The organism is Variovorax sp. P2_H12, assembly GCF_056403395.1.
On record NZ_JBFUFO010000056.1, the window covers coordinates 19,858 to 37,862 of the forward strand.

The window sequence follows — 18,005 nt, forward strand, 5'->3', positions numbered from 1 at the left end:
CACCAGGAGACAAACCATGCGCCGCTTCTTCGGAAAGCTGTACGTCCAAGTGCTCATCGGCGTGTTCGCCGGCGCTGCGCTCGGCTTCGTCGTTCCCCACATCGGGAGCGACTTCAAGCCCATGGGCGACATCTTCATCAAGCTGATCAAGATGGTGTTCGCACCGATCATCTTCGCCACCGTGGTGCTTGGCATCGCCCGGATGGAGAACATGAAGGAACTCGGCCGCGTCGGTGTCCGGGCCCTGATCTATTTCGAGATCCTGTCGACCTTTGCCCTGGCGCTCGGCCTGGTGGTCGTCAACGTGGTCGGCCCGGGTCGCGGCATGAACATCGATCCGACCCAGCTCGACACCCAGGCGATCGCCAGCTACACGGCCGCCGGCGCCAAGCCGGAGGGCTTCGTCGACTTCATCCTGCACCTGGTGCCGACCAGCATCGTGGATGCGCTGGCCCGCAACGACATCCTGCAGATCCTGGTCTTCGCGACCCTGTTCGGTGTCGCGCTCTCGCACATCGGGCCGCGCGCCAGGCCGGTGGTGGACTTCCTCGATTCCTTCACCCATGGCGTGTTCGCGGTGGTCGGAATGATCATGCGGCTGGCCCCGCTGGCCGCCTTCGGCGCCATGGCCTTCACGGTCGGCAAGTACGGCCTGGGCTCCGTCGTCTCGCTCGGCAAGCTGATGGGCACGATGTACATCACCTGCTTCCTGTTCGTGGTCGTCGTCCTCGGGATCATCTCGCGGATGTCCGGATTCAGCCTCTGGAAGTTCCTGAAGTACATCAAGGACGAGCTCTTCACGGTGCTCGGCACCAGTTCCTCGGAATCGGTGGTCCCGCAACTGATGCGCAAGCTGGAGCACGCCGGCGTCTCCAAGCCCGTCGTCGGCCTGGTCGTTCCCGCTGGCCTGACCTTCAATCCCGACGGCCAGTGCATCTACTACACGATGGCCGCGATCTTCATCGCCCAGGCCACCAACACACCCCTGACGATGACCGATCAGCTCGTGGTGCTGGGCGTGCTGCTGCTGACGTCCAAAGGCTCCGCCGGCGTCACGGGCTCGGGCTTCATCACGCTGGCCGCGACGCTGGCCTCGATGGGCAAGATCCCGGTCGCGGGCATGGTGCTGCTGCTCGGTGTCGACCGCTTCATGTCGGAAGCGCGGGCCATCACCAACACCATCGGGAACGCCGTGGGCACCATCGCCATCGCCCGCTGGGTGGGGGCCGTCGACCGCGACCGTCTCGCGCAGGTGCTGGATGGCAAGAGCGATCCGGAGAACCTCGACGAGCTGTACGAAGGCGATGACGACGAGCCGAACAACGTCCAGCCGATCCGCGTCGAACTCGGCGGCGGCGTGCGGATCGCGGCCTGAGCCGGAGGACAGCCGCCATGAATCCCGCAGACCCCCGCAGCGTGCTGCGCGCCATGTTCGGCGCCGCGATCGCCGCCGCCCAGCCCGCGCTGTGCGTGCCGCGCCACCTGCCGGCGCCTCCCAAGGGTCGCCTGGTGGTGATCGGCGCCGGCAAGGCCTCCGCCGCGATGGCACGCGCCGTCGAGGACCACTGGCGCGGGCCGCTGACCGGCCTGGTCGTGACCCGCTACGGCTACGCCGTGCCCTGCGAGCGCATCGAGATCGTCGAGGCGGCGCATCCGGTACCTGACCCGTCCGGGGAAGCCGCGGCGAAACGCATGTTCGACATCGTCGGCGGCCTGGCCGGCGACGACCTCGTGCTGTGCCTGATCTCCGGTGGCGGCTCCTCGCTGCTGCCGCTGGCACTGCCCGGCCTCACGCTGGAAGACAAGCAGGCGCTCAATCGTGCGCTGCTGGCCAGCGGAGCCAGCATCAGCGAGATGAACTGCGTGCGCCGCCACCTGTCGGCGATCAAGGGCGGTCGCTTGGCCGCGGCATGCCATCCGGCGCGCGTGCTGAACCTTGTCTTGTCCGATGTGCCTGGCGACGATCCGGTCGACATCGCCTCGGGGCCGACCGTGCCGGACCCCACGACCTGCGCCGACGCGCTGGAGATCCTCCGCCGCCATGGGATCGACGCGCCTGCGGCGGCACTCTCGATTCTGGAGAGCGGCGCAGGGGAAACGTTGAAGCCGGGCGACCCGCGCCTGCCGCCCATCGAGACCCGATTCGTCGCGACGCCGCAAATGGCGCTCGAGGCCGCCGCGGCGATCGCCCGGGACGCCGGCCTCACGCCCTGCATTCTCGGCGATGCGATCGAAGGCGAGGCGCGCGAGGTCGCGAAGACCATGGCTGGCATCGCACTGCAGGTGGCCCGCCGCGGCCAGCCGATCGCGGCACCCTGCGTCCTGCTGTCGGGCGGAGAGACCACGGTCACGCTGCGCGGACGCGGCAGGGGCGGACGGAACGTCGAGTTCCTGCTGTCCCTGGGTATCGCGCTCGACGGCGAGCCCGGCATCCACGCACTGGCGGGCGACACGGACGGCGTCGACGGCCAGGAAGAGATTGCCGGCGCAGTGCTCGCGCCCGACAGCCTGGCAAGAGCCCGGGCGCAGGGCATGAGACCGCGTGAGCGCCTCGACGACAACGACGGCCACGGCTTCTTCGAGGCGCTCGGCGACTCGGTCTTGACCGGACCGACGCTGACCAATGTGAACGATTTTCGCGCGATCGTGATCGCTGCCGACCACGGCAGCGGCGAGTGCGCACACAGGAGAAACTGAGATGCGAAGAAACAAGCACGCGAAGATCGTCGCGACCCTGGGCCCGGCGAGCGACGAGCGCGAGACCATCCAGGCGCTGTTCGATGCCGGCGCGGATGTGTTCCGGTTGAACTTCAGCCATGGCACGCATGAGGACCACAAGCGCCGGCTGGACCTGATCCGCGAGATCGAACGCCACAGCGGCCGCCCGATCGGCGTGCTGCTGGACCTGCAGGGCCCCAAGCTGCGCATCGGCACCTTTCCCGATGGACCGGTCGATCTGGTCGAAGGCAAGGCCTTCAGGCTTGACCTGGACACCAAGACGCCGGGCAGCGACAAACGAGTGGCACTGCCGCACCCCGAGATCTTCGCGGCGCTCGAAACGGGCACCGACCTGCTGCTGGACGACGGTCGCCTGCGGCTTCGGGTCGAGAAGTTCGGCCAGGATTTCGCCGAGACGAAAGTGATCAACGGCGGCAAGCTGTCCGATCGCAAGGGCGTGAACGTCCCCGGCGTGGTTCTGCCGCTCTCCGCCCTGACCGAGAAGGATCGCGCGGACCTGGCCTACGGGCTCACGCTCGGTGTCGACTGGGTGGCCCTGTCGTTCGTCCAGCGTCCCGAGGACGTCATCGAAGTCAGGCGCATCGTCGATGGCCGGGCCGGCATCGTCGCAAAGCTGGAGAAGCCGGCGGCGATCGCCTCGCTCGACGCCATCGTGGTCGAGACGGATGCGGTGATGGTCGCCCGGGGCGACCTCGGCGTCGAGATGCCCGCCGAGCAGGTGCCCTCGATCCAGAAGCGGATCATCCGTGCCTGCAGGCGGGCCGGCAAACCCGTCATCGTCGCCACCCAGATGCTCGAGTCGATGGTCAGCGCGCCGGTGCCCACCCGGGCCGAGGCCTCGGACGTTGCGACCGCCATCTACGAAGGGGCCGACGCCGTCATGCTGTCCGCGGAATCGGCCAGTGGCCGCTATCCGGTCGAGGCGGTGAAGATGATGAGCAGCATCATTGCCCACACCGAGAGCGATCCGAACTACCGCACTGCGATCGATTCCTCGCGTCCCGAACCACTGCCTCGCGCGGCGGACGCCATCGGCTCGGCGATGCGCGACATCACCGGCCTGCTCAACGCCGCAGCCACCGTCGCCTACACCAGCTCCGGCTATTCGGCGCTGCGCATGGCGCGCGAGCGGCCGCGGGCGCCCATCATCGGCATGACGCCTCGCCTGGCCACGGCGCGTCGCCTGGCGCTCGTGTGGGGCGTGCATGCCGTGCTCTGCCACGAAGTGGTGGACGTTCCCGAGATGAGCGAGCTCGCCTGCCGCACGGCGCGCAAGGAAGGCTTCGGCGCCTCGGGACACACCCTCGTGATCTCCGCCGGCATGCCCTTCGGCACTTCTGGAACCACCAACCTGCTGCGCATCGCGCAGATCTGAGCGAGGCCTCCCCATGGTTCATCCGGACTATTGAATTCAGGTTAACGACGGATTCACTTTCAGCCCGGATCGATCACCTGTGGATCCCTACAGTCGCATCACACCCATAAGGAGACAAGCATGAGAACTTCGACACTTCGCCCCCGTGCCACCGTGACAGCGATCGCCTTCGGCTTCGCGGCATCGCTCGCCGCGGCACAGGCCTATCCCGCCAAGCCGATCACCTTGGTCGTGCCGTTCCCGCCTGGTGGAAGTTCGGATGCGCTGGCACGCGCGATCACCACGCCGCTGTCGCAAAGCATCGGGCAACCGGTGATCGTGGAGAGCAAGCCGGGCGCCGGTGCGACGGTCGGTGCCGACTACGTCGCCAAGGCCAAGCCGGACGGCTACACGCTCCTGATGGGAGCGGTGCACCACACGATTGCCACCAGCGTCTACAAGAAGCTGCCTTACGACTTCGAGAAGAGCTTTGCTCCGATCACCACCGTGGCCCTGGTGCCGAACGTGCTGGTGGTCAACGCCAAGTCCCCGGCGATCGACGTCAAGGGCCTGGTCGCGCAGGCGAAGGCAGCGCCGGGCAAGCTGTCCTATGGCTCGAACGGCAACGGCACGGTGCAGCACCTGATCGGCACGCAGTTCTCCGGCATTGCCGGCGTCGAACTGCTGCACGTCCCTTACAAGGGCAGCGCTCCGCTGACCACCGACCTGCTCGGTGGTCAGGTCGACATGTCCTTCGACACGCTGACGCCGCTGGTGCAGCACATCAAGGGCGGAAAGCTGCGTGCATTGGCGGTGACGACGGCCAAGCGGTCGAGCACGCTGCCCGATGTGCCGACGCTGGCAGAGGCCGGCATGAAGGACTTCAATCAGGGGACCTGGTTCGGCATCCTGGCGCCGGCGGGAACGCCCAGGGAAGTGGTTGACAAGCTCAACGCCGAGATGGTGAAGATCATCCAGTCGCCGGAGTTCAAGAAGCGCATGGAAGAGATCGGGGCCGAGCCCGTGGGCGACACCCCCGCTCAGATGGCCGCGCAGATCAAGGACGACACGATCAAGTACGCAAAGCTGGTCAAGGATGCCAAGGTCGCCATAGATTGAGCGTTGGAAAGGCCGGAAACTGACTCTCCACACGTTGGCTTACAACCTCAAGCGGGGAAAAAGGGTGCTGGGTATTCCAAAAACGATGAAGGCGCTGTGGGCCGGCCTCGGCCACTTCCCGGCAGTCACGGTTGGAAGTTGCTTGCCGCCCGGCCGACATTAGGCAGAATGACGGCCGGAAGGCCAGGCCCTGTACCGACGCGCGTCGGCTCGATCTCGTCAACGGGTCGCGCCACTGCGCGTTTAAATAGCTGGTCCTTTCCATTAACCTCCATCAAGGAACCGCAATGAGCAAGTTAGTCGCAATCATGATCGCCAGTCTCTTCGCCACGGGTGCCTATGCCCAGAACCCGGCAAATACGACGTCCCAGGAGCAGGTGATCACCAACAGCAAGCAGCAGGACAAGGCGCAGGCCAAGGTCGATGCGCGGCCGCAGGGCAAGGTGAAGAAGCCTACCGGCGACACGGCGAATTCGGAAGAACTCAATCCGGTTGGCACCGGCAAGGCGGCAGCAGCCGGCGAGGCGCGCATCGATACCCGCGATGCTCGCCGTCCGGGCCGGGCGCCGGCCAAGCAGGGCGGCACGCCTGACATGGCGGGCGCCAAGTAAGCAGAGGCAGTTCGAAAGAACTTGCCGGAGCCGCGCGTGATCGGTGCGGGGGCGCGAGACGACCTTGCGCAACGCATCGTTCGCGCGTGCCTTGGGATTTCTCGGCCGGACGGCCCACCGCAGATGAGTTGCCGTTCGCAACTTTTTCTGTGGAACAGGTGGCAGGGCTACCCAGCAAAATGACATGCTGCACCGCACTGTTCCGACGCACCCACGACGTGCCACCACCAATGAGAAATGAGCATTGTGCGCTGCACCAAAACACGACAGTGAAGGCTCTTTTCCCGGCGGGCGGCGCATGCCTGCGTGAATAATCCACTCAGCATCTCGCCGTCGACATCTGCAATCCCCGGTGCGCCGAATCGCCATCGCCTGGTCATCGTGGAGGGCATCATGGGCTCGGGCAAGTCGACCACGATGCGCTTCATCGCCAAGAGCCTGCAGGACGCGAACCGGAAAGCACTGCCCGTCCACGAAAGGGCGGATCCTCACCCGGTCCGGGCGACAGACGAGCTGGAACACTGGTTCCAGCCATGGCTCGACACCACACCAGCGAAGTTGGCTGCCCGAAGTGTCGCCAGGTGGGCTTCGCTGGTCGAAGCGTCGCGGGCCGACGGCATCGTGCGCGTGATGGACGGCCAGTTGTTCCACGGCGACCTCACGAATCTGTTCCTGATGGAATCCGACCCGGCGATCCTCGCCGACCATGCGCGAGCAGTGGCAACGACCATTGCGCCGCTGAATCCTCTTGTCGTGTACTTTCGCCAGGAAGACGTCGAGCGAGCCATCCGGACAGTCTGCGAGGAGCGAGGCGCGGATTGGGTGGCCTACCAGGTCAACTGGAAGCTCGCGGCGCCCTACAGCGCACGCCGCGGGTTGGCGGGCCTCGCAGGGTTGGTTGCCCTGTACCGGGACTACCGGCGCCTGACCGATACGCTGTTCGAACTCCTCCCGCTGGACAAGCTGGCCATCGAAAACGCAAAGCAGGAGTGGCCCGTCTACCAGCGCCTCATCCTGCAAGCCCTGGGCTTGCCTGCGGGCATGAACGACCGAGCTTCCGTCCGGTTCTGATGCGGGAAAACCCTTTCACGGAATTCGTCACAATACCGGGTGACTCACGCCGCCGGCGCATCGGCCGCGGGCCACGCGGGGCCTTGCACCGCGAGCACCCCGGAGCGTCCTGCGACCTCGCCTTGCACCAGCAAGTGCCGCGGAAGTTCGGCCAGCTCGGTCGCGGCCGCGAGATCGCCGACGGCGACCAGGCTGTGTCCCTGCGCCTTCCAGCCCCGCAGCAGGCGCTCGAAGGCCGGCATGAGTTTCATGCCTTCGAGTTCGGCGTGCAGGGTGTAGACATGGTCCGTGTCGGGGTCGGTCGTGAGCGACAGCAGATGGGCATGGACGTTGTCCGCATCGAGGCCGCCGATGCCGATCAGTTCGTCGAGCGTGGGCAGGGTCGTCGGGAACTGCGGCGGTCCGATGGCGCGGCCGTCGTCTGCCACCGGTATGAAGGGCGACCAACCGCGCGCGTCCGACGCCACCTTGATGCCCAGCGCGGTCTCCGCCCGCGCGGCGGCGGCGTTGAACTGCCATCCCGCCGCGCCATGCATCCGCGGCGGCGCCCCGAAGACCTCCGTGTGGCGCTCCACCGCGAGTTGCATCTGGCGCCTGGCCCATTCGGCGTCGCGCAGCAGGAGCCGGTCCTGCCATTCGACATGGTCCCAGCAATGCACGCCGACCTCGAAGCCGGCGTCGCGGACTGACCGAAGCGTGGCGGCTTCACGTCGCCCGATGTCGGGACCCGGAAGCAGGACGCCGTACATCAGCGTACGCAAGCCGTAGTGCTCGACGACCGAGGTGCGCGCAACCTTGCTCAGAAAGCCGGGACGGAACACGCGCAGGATGGCCCGGCCGGTGTGGTCGGGCCCGAGGCTGAACAAGAAGGTGGCCCGGGCCCCGGCGAGCCGCAGGACCGTCAGCAGCCGGGGCACGCCTTCGCGGGTGCCGCGCAAGGTGTCGACGTCGACCTTGAGTGCGATGCAGGCCATCGCCTCAGATCGCCAGGTCGGCGGCTGCCTCGGCCTCGTCGCGATAGTAGGCAAAGAGGCTGTCCAGCGCTTGCTGCATGTCGACCTTCGGCTTCCAGTCCAGGTCCTGCATGGTCGAGCGGATGTCCGGCACCCGATGCGTCACGTCCTGGTAGCCGCGTCCGTAGTAGTCGGCCGACGAGACGTCGACCAGCCGCACCGCCTCGGCCGCGTCGCGGTATTCGGGCAGGGTGCGCGCCAGCTGGACCATCATCTCGGCCAGCGCGCGGATGGAATGGTTGTTGGCGGGATTGCCGATGTTGTAGATCTTCGAGTCGGCCACGCCGTCCTTGTTGGCGATGATCTTGACCAGTGCGTCGATGCCGTCGTCCACATAGGTGAAGGCGCGCTGCTGGCTGCCGCCATCGACCAGGCGGATCGACTCGCCGCGCACGATGTGGCCGAGGAACTGGGTGATGACGCGGCTTGAACCTTCCTTGGGCGTGTGCAGGCTGTCGAGTCCCGGGCCGATCCAGTTGAAGGGACGGAAGAGCGTGTAGCGCAGGCCGTCCTGCTGGCCATAGGCATGGATGACGCGGTCCATCAGTTGCTTGGCGGCGGCGTAGATCCAGCGCGGCTTGTTGATCGGGCCGTAGACCATGTTCGATGCTTCGGGATCGAAGGCGGCATCCGTGCACATGCCGTAGACCTCGCTGGTGGATGGAAACACCACCCGCTTGTTGTACTTGAGACACTGCCGGACGATCGGCAGGTTGGCTTCGAAATCGAGTTCGAAGACACGCAGCGGTTCCTGGACATAGGTCGCCGGCGTCGCGATCGCGACCAGGGGCAGGACGACATCGCACTTCTTGACGTGGTATTCGATCCATTCCTTGTTGATCGTCATGTCGCCTTCGAAGAAATGGAAGCGCGGGTCGTGAAGCCAGGGCGCCACCCGCTCCGACTGCATGTCCATTCCGTAGACATGCCAATCCGTGGTCTCGAGGATGTGACGGGTGAGGTGGTGGCCGATGAAGCCGTTGACGCCGAGGATGAGGACTTTGAGCATGGCAGGCAACCCGTGGTTGAAAGTGATTCAGGTGTCAGTGGGCACGCAGCGCCCGCCGAAGCGTTGTTCGAAGCCGGCAGGATCGAGCGCGCCGGAATCGCCGTGCGCGGCCAGCACTTCGAGGGTGCTGCCATCGGCCGCCAGCAGCCAGAGCGCGCCGGCGTCGCTCAGCCATCGAAGGCCCGGACCGGGTGCGTGCCGTCGCTGTTCGACGAGCCGGGTGCGGTCGATCTGGACCCGCTGTCCGTTGATACGGCAGAAGGCGCCGGGGTAGGGTGGCGCGAGCGCACGCACGAGGTTGTGGATCTGCCGGGCGTTCGCAGTGGCGGGAATGAGGCCGTCTTCCGGCCTGCGACCACCGAAGTAGCGGCCTTGCGAGAGGTCCTGGGGGATTTCCTCGGTCGTGCCGGCCAGCAGCCGCGGCAGGCTGCGCGCCAGCACGATCTCCGCGGCGACGGTGACCTTGGTGAAGACCTCGTGGGCGGTGTCGTCGATGAGGATCGGCACCGCGCACTGATCGACGATGGCGCCGTTGTCGGGCTTCTCGTTCATGCGATGCAGCGTGGCGCCGGTCCGGGTCGCGCCTTCGATGACGGCCCAGTTGACCGGCGCGCGGCCACGGTACTGAGGCAGCAGCGAGCCGTGCATGTTGAAGGCACCGCAGCGGGGAACCTGCAGCCACGAGGCCTTGAGCATGTGGCGGTAGTAGAAGGAGAACAGGAAGTCCGGCTTCGCTGCCGTCGCCTCGGCCAGCAGTTCGGGCAGGTGGGGATCGGCCGGCTTCGCGCAGCGCAGTCCGTGCCGCTTCGCGACCTCGGCCACGCTGCCGAACCAGATGTTCTCGCCGGCGGCATCGTCGTGGGTGACGACCAGCGGCACCTCGACACCGGCGTCGAGCAGCACGCGCAGGCAGCGCACGCCGACGTCGTGGTAGGCGAAGACGATCGCTCGTGCGGGCAGATCAGGCTTCATGGCCGCTTGCGCTCGAGCACCGCATTGATGACGTAACGCGGCCGCGCGCGCACTTCCTGGTAGATGCGCCCGACGTATTCGCCCAGTAGCCCGATGCCGAACAGGGCCAGCCCCACCAGCAGGAAGAGCAGGGCGAAGAGCGTGAACACACCGCCCACTTCGGGGCCCATCACGAGCCGGCGCGTTGCCAGCACCACGAACAACAGTGCGGAGAGCATCGACACCACAATGCCAAGCAGCGAGAAAGCCTGCAGCGGAACCAGCGAGAAGCCGGTCACCAGGTCGAAGTTGAGGCGCACCAGGCTGTAGAACGAGTACTTCGACTCGCCCGCATGCCGCTCCTCATGACCGACCTCCACTTCGGCCGGGTTGCGGGAGAACTGCAGCGCCAGCGCCGGGATGAAGGTGTTCATCTCGTTGCACTGGTTGATGAGCTGCACGACGTTGCGGCTGTAGGCGCGCAGCATCGAGCCGTGGTCGGTCATCACGATGCCCGTAAGCCGGTGGCGCAGGCGATTCATCGCCCGCGACGCCCAGCGCCGCCAGGCCGAATCCTGGCGGTCGCGGCGGATCGAGCCGACGCAGTCGTGCCCCTGGTCCATCGCGTCCAGCAACAGCCGGATGTCTTCCGGTGGGTTCTGCAGGTCGGCGTCGAGCGTGACGATGCGCTCGCCCAGGCAGTGCTCGAAGCCCGCCAGGATCGCCCGGTGCTGGCCGAAATTGCCGTTGAAGAGAATCACCCGGGTCACGTCGGGACGGCGCTCGAACTGCGCCGCGAGCAGTGCGGCCGAGCGGTCGCGACTGCCGTCGTTGATAAAGATCACCTCGTAGGACGAGCCGAGCGCGTCGAGCGCGGGATAGAGCCGGGCGAACAGGGCCGCGAGGCCCTGCTCCTCGTTGTAGACCGGAATCACGACGCTCAGCGAAGGGGCGTCGGCCGGGATCTCGATGTCGGGGTCGTGGTGAGGAACCGCCTGCAGGACTGTCATCGCCGAGCCCTCCGCATTTGAGCCACCACTGCGGCCACGCTGTCGCAGACGCGGTCGACGTCGGCGTCGGTCATGGCCGGAAAGAGCGGCAGCGTGACCGTGCGTGCGCCAATGTCCTCGGCGACCGGGAAGTCCCCGCGGGCGTAACCCATGGCCCGGAACATCGAGAACAGGTGCATCGCCGGGTAGTGCACGCCGACGCCGATGCCCTGGTTCTTCATGGCGTCGACGAAGTCCGCGCGCGCCGATGCAAGATCGTGCGGCAGCAGCGGCTGGAACATGTGCCAGTTGCCGTGCCCGTCCGCGTCCTCGGGTGGCAGATCGAATCCGAGCGTGCGGTCCCAGCGTTCGAAATAGCGCCGCGCGAGCTGTCGGCGACGGGCGTTGAAATCGTCGATGCTGCGCAGCTGACCCAGGCCGATCGCTGCCGCGATGTCGGTCATGTTCGCCTTGGCGCCCCATGCCTCGACGTCCATGCCGCCGCCGGGCAGGCGCATGACGCCCTGCAGGCGCAGCAACTCGAAGCGCCGCGCCTCTTCGTCGTTGTTCATCACCAGGCAGCCGCCTTCGCCCGAGGTCAGGTTCTTGTTGGCGTGGAAGCTGAAGGACACGAGGTCGCCGAAGCTGCCGATGGTGCGACCGTCCCATTGAGCGCCGAAGGATTGCGCGGCATCCTCGACGACCCGCAGGCCATGCGTTGCCGCGATCTCGTTGAGCCGCGTCCGGTCCACGGGCAACCCGGCCAGATCGACCGGTATCAGCGCCCGCGTGCGCGGTGTGAGGGCCGTCTCGATCCGGTCGAGGTCGATGTTGCGCGTCGTTGGATCGGCATCGACGAACACCGGGGTGGCGCCGACCGCCAGCACGACGTTGGCGGTGGCGACCCAGCTCAGCGGCGTGGTGATGACCTGGTCGCCCGGACCGATGTCGCACAGGCGCAATGCCAGTTCGAGCGAGGCTGTGCCGGAATTGACCAGCCGCACGGGACGCCCGCCGCAACGCCTGGACAGTGCAGCCTCGAGCGCCTGGCACTTCGGCCCGGTGGTGATCCATCCGGACCGGAGCACCTCGCCGACTTCCGCGATGGTTTGCTCATCGATCGAGGGGCGGGTGAAAGGGAGGAAGGCCGCTGTATTCGTGCTCATTGCGTGCTCCCGCTGCGCGCCACCAGGACCACGCCGATGACGATGACGGCAATGCCGAGCCAGCGCTGCGCGTTGACCTGCTCGCCGAACAGCCACCAGGCGAGCGCCGCGTTGACGACATAGCCGATCGACAGCATCGGGTAGGCGATGCTCACGTCGACCCGGGAAAGCGCGACGATCCAGACCACCACGCTGACCGCGTAGCAGACGAGGCCGCCGAGGATGCCGGGATGTTGCGCGAGCCCGGCCGCGCTGCGCCAGAGAGCGGCGCTGCCGTCGCTCATGGAAATGGCGCCCACGCTGCGCGCCCCGGCCTTCAGGAACAACTGGGCGGCGGCATTCAGAAGGACGCCGGTCAGCACCCATGCGAAGTCGATGATTTTCATTTTCTCGACACCACCACTCGTCGTGAATCCTGATAGATGATACGCATCGGAAGGCCACGCCCATGCAGCTCGCCGTAGCTCGGAAAGTCCATGTAGGCCGCGGCCTCTGGAAGCGACTGCCAGCGCGCGACAAACTCGTCGAGCGATGCGATCGAGCGGTTCGGCTCCAGGGCCTGTCCCATGGCGAACTCGTCCTCGTAGTCCACCAGCGTGACGTCGCGGCGCAGGTAGAAGGGCAGCGTCTGGTCGTAGGCGTGGACCGCGAAGACGGGGGCCCCGGAGTTCAGTACCGGCTGCAATGCCGACACGAAAGGTGCCGCGCTCTTGAGTTGCCCGAAGGGCTCGTGCGCCGCCATCACGATCGTCATGCTCATGACGTGGCCGAGCGCCAGCGTCGCGATGGCCAGCGTGGCACCGCGCCGCCGCAGCAACCACCACGCGAAGGCCGCGAACGACAGGAAGGTCACCGCACCCCAGAGCGCTCCGGCCCCCAGCTGTGCGAACACCTCGGCCGACGTGGAGTGCGAGGTGATCCTTGAGCTCTGCGTGGCGGCGACCAGGACGATCGCCCAGACCGCGACGGGGAACAACAGGTGGCGACGCAGCGCACGGGGACTCGCCTGCTGGAGCCGAAGCCCGATGAGGAGCGCCAGCGCCGGGAACATCGGCAGGATGTAGGACGGCAGTTTCGATCCGCTGGCGCTGAAAAACAGCAATACGAAGGCCGAATAGGCGATCAGCAGGTGCTGCGGCGCGATGGCTGGTGATGGATCGGAGGCTGCGCGCTTGGGCCACAGCCACGGCAGCGCACTGGTCCACGGGAACATCCCGCCCACAAGCAATGGCAGGTAGTACCACCACGCGCCTTCGCGCTGATGAACCTTGCTCAGGTAGCGCGCGAAGTGTTCATGAATGAAGAAGAACTGGGCAAAGCCCGGGTTGCGAAGGGAGACCAGCACGAACCACGGCGCCGCGAGCAACAGGAAGATCAACAAGCCCGACACCCAGTGCATCCGGCGCCACAGGCCGAAATCGCGGCGCCAGAGGCAGGTCAGCACGAGCGTGGCGCCGGGAATCAGGATGCCCACCAATCCCTTGCTGAGCACCGCGCCGGCCATCGCGGCCCAGGCGACCCATATCCAGTTCCTGCGCTCGGAAGCCGTGCCGCAAGTTTGCTCGGCGATCAGGACCGCGCAGAGGGCGATGGTGAGGAACAGGGTCAGGCTTGCGTCGAGCGTCAGGAAGTGCGAGTTGCCGTAGACCCAGGTCATGGATGCCGCTATGGCCAGGCTGCGGATGCCGGTTTCCCTGCCCCACAACCGCCACGCTGTTCCACCGACGGCCAGCACCGTGAGAAAGCCGGCCAGCGCGGGCCACAGGCGCGCTGCGAAGACATTCATGCCGAACAGGTGGAGGAAGAGGGCGCTGGCCCAGTATTGCAAAGGAGGCTTCTCGAAATAGAGCAGCCCGTTCAAGCGCGGAGTGACCCAGTCGCTGCTGCGCAGCATCTCCCAGGCGAGGCTCGCGTAGCGCCCCTCGTCCGGACTGATCAGCGAGCGCGTGGCCAGCGAAGCGAACCAGACGACTGCCAATACGACCAGCAGAAGCGCCAGCAAGCCGGAAGGCAACGGTCGTTCGGTGCTGGCACCTCGAAAGTCAAGGTGTGCAGCGGCGGGCGCGGCACGGCGCTCCGCCAGGGGGCGAGCCTGGCGAGGCGTTGAAGGAGAAACCCGCGTCAGCATGTCTGGATGCTATGAGGCGCACCTGTCCGAAACCTGAACGACTCCGAGCGTCTGCTGGTCATCCCGGTCGCCGCGGCTCACGGCAGCTCGACAGCGGGTCGAACCCCGCGTTGTATGAAGCAGTCTGCACGTCCATCAGTCCGAGCACCGTGTGATAGAGATTGTCATGGGTGAGTGGGGTATCGAGGCCTGCCTCCATGCACGATGGCGAGAGGCCCGCGCGGCGAAGTATGCCATTGCTGAACCACGTGACCATGGGCACCCGCTTCTGCACTTCAGGCGCGAAGCTGTACGGCACGCCGTGGAGGAAGAGTCCGTATTCGCCGAGCGATTCGCCATGGTCCCCGATGTAGAGAAGCGCTGGGTCGAATTGACCGGACTGCGTCTGAAGCCAGTCGATCACCCGGCCGAGAAACCGATCGGTGTAGGCAATGGAATTGTCGTAGCCGTTGAGCAATTCTGTGTGAGTGCAATCCCCGAGTGCATTGGTTTTGCATTCGGGCAAGAAGCGCTTGGTGTCGGGCGAGGATCGCTTGTAGTAGGCCGGGCCGCGACTGCCCATCTGGTGCATGACAAGGACGACGCCTGGCGCACGGCGGGCTGCGCTCAGACTGGCAATGCGCGCATCAAGACCATCGAGCATGACTTCATCCAGGCATTCGTCGCCAACGCACAACGCGTTGCGGGCGGCCGAGTCCAGGCGATCGATCGCAGTGGCGTGCGGAATCCGATCGCAGACGCCTTTGCAGGTGTCGGTCTGGTTGCCGAGCCAGTACACCGCCAGGCCGGCTGCCTGAAGCACGTCCAACAGGTTGCCGTGGTCATCCTGGCGGGCCTCGAAGGCCTGTTTGCCCAGGCCGGAGAACATGCACGGGACGGCGGCCAGCGTGCTGGTCCCGCAGGAACGCACGTCGCGGTAGCTCAGTGCTTTTCGCGCTGCGAGCGCGGGTGTCGTGTCGCGAACGTACCCGTTGAGTCCGAAGTGATCCGGGCGTGCCGCCTTGCCGACCACGAGGACGAGCAGCGGCGGCTTGGCCTGCGTGGCATAGCCGGGGCCCAGCGCCACGACCCCCGTCGGAGGGATGAACCGGCGCCGGTGCCCGAAGATCGGCCTGACCGCCACGGCGCTCGCCGAATAGAGCGTGGCCAACGGATTCAGCATGTAGCGCAGGTGCGGATTGTTGCGCATCAGCGGCGCCAGCTTCAGATTCATCGCCACTGCGCAGCCTGCGGCTCCCAGTGCCGCTGCGAGCAGCAGCGCTCCATTGCGCCACAGATTCGAAGCGAGAGAGATCCTCTGGACATCAACCTGCCACAGGAACCATGCGGGCAGAGCTGACACGATCAGCACACTCGCGAGAAGCCGCCAATTCAGCAGTTCCCTGACTTCATGGAGGTCGGATTGCAGCACGTTCGCGAGCATCGTCGGCTCGATCACGACGCGGTAGGTCATCATGTAGTACTGGACGATGGCCGCCAGGACCACGATCCCGAGCCACAGCGGCTTCATCCAGCGTGACCAGGCGGTAAGAGACAGCATGGCGACCGTCCCGAAAGTCATCAGCAGCGCGACTGCGAAACTTGTGGGGACGTAGACACTGGGCGCCCCGCCTATGCGTGCCAGTTCACTCCACAGCGGCCAGTTGGCCGCCGCGCCGAGATAGATGCTCAACCAGATGACGATGCGGCGCGGGGAGCGAGGACGCGACGCCCACTGGTTTGCTACCTGTAGCAAGGCGGCGCGACGTTTGCGGGACGATGCGGGTTCGGCACTCGTGACCTGCTCGACGGCGGAGGCACCAGGATGGGAGTGCATGAGTGCACGATACGCGTGGTCAATGAAGCGTTGCTTAACGGCCAGATCAGAATCCGTTCAGATTGCCCACGACTCGTCCGACGTCCTCGACCCGCATTGATCCGGGTTTTGCCCGACGCAATGTGCGCGTGGACTGGGCGCGTGGAGGCAGCTCAAACTGTGCCTTCAGGGACGTGCCGCGCTTCGGCGTTGCCGATCCGATTGCTTGAGCTGGAGGTACTCGGCTTCGCTGAGATCATTCAATTGGCGTGGGTACTTTTGCGTCCCTGAATACCACAGGGCCAGTCGTTTCTCGAAAGCGTCCGGTGCCTCCGAGTAGGCGTCCACGGCCAGGAAGTAGCGCATCGCATTGCGCTCGATCAGACCCAGCATGCCTCCAACCAGTTCGGGTTCGCCGGAGGGCTGTCTGCCGACGACTGTGAAGCCTACCTTGCCGCGGCCGAAGGTGGCCAGGTAGCTCTTGGCCGCCGCGGCGGTCGCGGAACTCTGATCGTAGGCGTAGCTGAAGTGGATGAATGACTTGCCGTTCTCCAGCCGAATGCCTTCGAGCGCAATGCGATAGTTGCTGGTGCCGAACGGTCCCTTGCCGGAGTTCAACCTTGCTTCAAAGTAGTCGGGCGTGGCACTGACGAGACGACCGCGAAAGCTCAACTCGAACGCCTTGTCGACGGGGATGTCATATTTGCGTACCACGCTCAGCGTCAGGGTCTTTTCGCCCGCGTCAAGGCGGCAGGCACGATTGTTGAGGTGAAGCATCATCATGTCGCACCAATGCGCCGGTTTGTCCAAGGCTGTACTGACCTTGGCCAGCGGACGGTCCAGCACGCCGTACACCTTGCCTCTGAGGCTCTTCTCGGTTTCGGCGGAAGTCAGCACCATCGGCCGCCCGAACGGGCTGTTCGCCAAGCTTGGAGCGAGCTTTTCGTAGGACGCACGCAAGGCCGCGGCGCCCGACTGTGCGGCGGCCGAGGGCGCCCACGCGATGCAGGCGACTGCAAGGGCCGCCATGAGGGTGGAGACAAGACTTCGCATAGGCATGGCGAAACCTCCTGAGTGACGGCGAGAGCCGGCCCCGCGCCATGAGCATAGGTCGCCATCGGTAGCATGATGCTTCCTTCGGTCAGGTATCCCTTGCACACAGGAGGCACCATGCACGCACGTCGAGTTGTCACGGGTCATAGCTCCGAATCGATTGCGGAGTTCGCGAGCGACGCTGTCGTCGAGCCTGAAGTTGTCGCCGGCCTCGGCTTCGAGTTCCTCAAACTGTGGGGCGCAGAGAGCCTTCCGTCATTTCCCGATGCAGGCAGCGCGCCGGCTTATCGCGATTTCTTTCCTCCTGCAGGTGGATTCCGATTCGGCATCTTCACCATTCCCCCAGAGCGAGAGACACCTCTGGCGCCGGGAGAACGAAAGAATGTGTACGTTCAAATGGAACAAAGGTTTCCCGGTCTGGCCGCACACATGGAAGCCAAAAACCAAGGGATGCACACCAGCGATTCCATCGACTTCGGCTACGTCATATCCGGCAGCATCTGGCTTGAACTGGACAACGGTGCGACGAAGGAACTTCACGCTGGAGACACATACGTCCAGAACGGCACGCGTCACGCGTGGCGCAATCGCAGTTCGGCGCCATCCAGCATCCTCGTGGTACTGATCGGAACAAGCCGCGAGCCGTCAGGTCTTTCTGTGGCTCAGAGCCAGCAGTGACCCGGCCCGGCTTTCGCACTGGCCGACCTGCAACGCCCACGGTCTCCAGGCGAAGTCTTGAGCATCCAGCGCGTCCGCTGCGAAGGACTGAGCCTCCTATCGTCTTCAACGGTTCAACTTGAAGAAGCTTGCCGCGCGTCGTGGCGCTTTTCGCAGCGGCGGGTGTCGGACTCACATCATCGGCCGCCGCCGCCGCCAGGACCACCGCCACCGCCGGGCCCGCCGCCGCTGCCAGGACCACCGCCACCGCCGGGCCCACCGCCGCCGCCCGGCCCACCGCCGCCACCAGGACCACCGCCACCGCCCGGCCCACCGCCACCGCCCGGCCC

Annotated in this window: 17 protein-coding genes; 8 read left to right on the forward strand and 9 right to left on the reverse strand. The window is 65.9% G+C overall.

Annotated elements, in window-relative coordinates; translation table 11 throughout:
* Positions 1–16 precede the first annotated feature (16 nt).
* The 6 genes from dctA (at position 17) to AC1DYK_RS31650 (ending at position 6,894) form a co-directional block, all read left to right on the forward strand.
* On the forward strand, positions 17–1,375 hold the full coding sequence (gene dctA, locus AC1DYK_RS31625) for a C4-dicarboxylate transporter DctA (protein ID WP_478169915.1): 1,359 nt from the start codon (positions 17–19) through the stop codon (positions 1,373–1,375).
* Between the two features lie 17 nt (positions 1,376–1,392).
* The gene (locus tag AC1DYK_RS31630) at positions 1,393–2,697 is read left to right on the forward strand and encodes a glycerate kinase type-2 family protein (RefSeq protein ID WP_478169916.1); all 1,305 of its coding nucleotides are present in this window, start codon (positions 1,393–1,395) and stop codon (positions 2,695–2,697) included.
* A 1-nt stretch (position 2,698) separates the two neighbouring features.
* Positions 2,699–4,114 carry a pyruvate kinase gene (gene pyk, locus AC1DYK_RS31635; RefSeq protein ID WP_478169917.1) on the forward strand — a complete coding sequence of 472 codons (1,416 nt, stop codon included), beginning with the start codon at positions 2,699–2,701 and terminating at the stop codon, positions 4,112–4,114.
* Between the two features lie 120 nt (positions 4,115–4,234).
* Positions 4,235–5,212 carry a Bug family tripartite tricarboxylate transporter substrate binding protein gene (locus AC1DYK_RS31640; RefSeq protein ID WP_478169918.1) on the forward strand — a complete coding sequence of 326 codons (978 nt, stop codon included), beginning with the start codon at positions 4,235–4,237 and terminating at the stop codon, positions 5,210–5,212.
* Between the two features lie 287 nt (positions 5,213–5,499).
* Positions 5,500–5,823 (forward strand): cell envelope biogenesis protein TolA, encoded by a 324-nt coding sequence (locus AC1DYK_RS31645; RefSeq protein WP_478169919.1) that lies wholly within the window; start codon positions 5,500–5,502, stop codon positions 5,821–5,823.
* 306 nt (positions 5,824–6,129) lie between these two features.
* Positions 6,130–6,894 carry a P-loop NTPase family protein gene (locus AC1DYK_RS31650; protein WP_478169920.1) on the forward strand — a complete coding sequence of 255 codons (765 nt, stop codon included), beginning with the start codon at positions 6,130–6,132 and terminating at the stop codon, positions 6,892–6,894.
* A 44-nt stretch (positions 6,895–6,938) separates the two neighbouring features.
* Here AC1DYK_RS31650 and AC1DYK_RS31655 read toward each other — a convergent pair whose 3' ends face one another.
* From AC1DYK_RS31655 to AC1DYK_RS31695, 9 genes are all read right to left on the reverse strand, one after another.
* A complete protein-coding gene (locus AC1DYK_RS31655) occupies positions 6,939–7,868 on the reverse strand; it encodes a polysaccharide deacetylase family protein (RefSeq protein WP_478169921.1) in 930 nt (309 codons plus the stop codon).
* 4 nt (positions 7,869–7,872) lie between these two features.
* Entirely contained in the window at positions 7,873–8,916 is a 1,044-nt protein-coding gene (locus AC1DYK_RS31660; protein ID WP_478169922.1) for a bifunctional UDP-4-keto-pentose/UDP-xylose synthase, read from the reverse strand.
* 27 nt (positions 8,917–8,943) lie between these two features.
* Positions 8,944–9,876 carry a formyltransferase gene (locus tag AC1DYK_RS31665; protein ID WP_478169931.1) on the reverse strand — a complete coding sequence of 311 codons (933 nt, stop codon included), beginning with the start codon at positions 9,874–9,876 and terminating at the stop codon, positions 8,944–8,946.
* A gap of 8 nt (positions 9,877–9,884) precedes the next feature.
* A complete protein-coding gene (locus AC1DYK_RS31670; protein WP_478169923.1) occupies positions 9,885–10,877 on the reverse strand; it encodes a glycosyltransferase in 993 nt (330 codons plus the stop codon).
* Positions 10,874–12,022: a DegT/DnrJ/EryC1/StrS family aminotransferase gene (locus tag AC1DYK_RS31675; protein ID WP_478169924.1), complete on the reverse strand. Its 1,149-nt coding sequence runs from the start codon at positions 12,020–12,022 to the stop codon at positions 10,874–10,876. Before AC1DYK_RS31675 ends, AC1DYK_RS31670 begins: the two co-directional genes overlap by 4 nt.
* Complete coding sequence (locus AC1DYK_RS31680; protein ID WP_478169925.1) at positions 12,019–12,408, reverse strand: SMR family transporter; 390 nt, start codon at positions 12,406–12,408, stop codon at positions 12,019–12,021. The genes AC1DYK_RS31675 and AC1DYK_RS31680 overlap by 4 nt, the downstream gene beginning before the upstream one ends.
* Positions 12,405–14,036 carry a phospholipid carrier-dependent glycosyltransferase gene (locus tag AC1DYK_RS31685; protein ID WP_478169926.1) on the reverse strand — a complete coding sequence of 544 codons (1,632 nt, stop codon included), beginning with the start codon at positions 14,034–14,036 and terminating at the stop codon, positions 12,405–12,407. The genes AC1DYK_RS31680 and AC1DYK_RS31685 overlap by 4 nt, the downstream gene beginning before the upstream one ends.
* A gap of 172 nt (positions 14,037–14,208) precedes the next feature.
* A complete protein-coding gene (locus tag AC1DYK_RS31690; RefSeq protein ID WP_478169927.1) occupies positions 14,209–15,966 on the reverse strand; it encodes a phosphoethanolamine transferase in 1,758 nt (585 codons plus the stop codon).
* A 165-nt stretch (positions 15,967–16,131) separates the two neighbouring features.
* Positions 16,132–17,004 (reverse strand): hypothetical protein, encoded by an 873-nt coding sequence (locus tag AC1DYK_RS31695; protein ID WP_478169928.1) that lies wholly within the window; start codon positions 17,002–17,004, stop codon positions 16,132–16,134.
* Positions 17,005–17,115: 111 nt separating this feature from the next.
* Between AC1DYK_RS31695 and AC1DYK_RS31700 the strand changes: the two genes are divergently transcribed.
* Entirely contained in the window at positions 17,116–17,676 is a 561-nt protein-coding gene (locus AC1DYK_RS31700) for a cupin domain-containing protein (protein WP_478169929.1), read from the forward strand.
* Positions 17,677–17,804: 128 nt separating this feature from the next.
* Positions 17,805–18,005, forward strand: a 201-nt coding sequence (locus tag AC1DYK_RS31705; RefSeq protein ID WP_478169930.1) for a hypothetical protein, incomplete at its 3' end; no start/stop codon positions are given.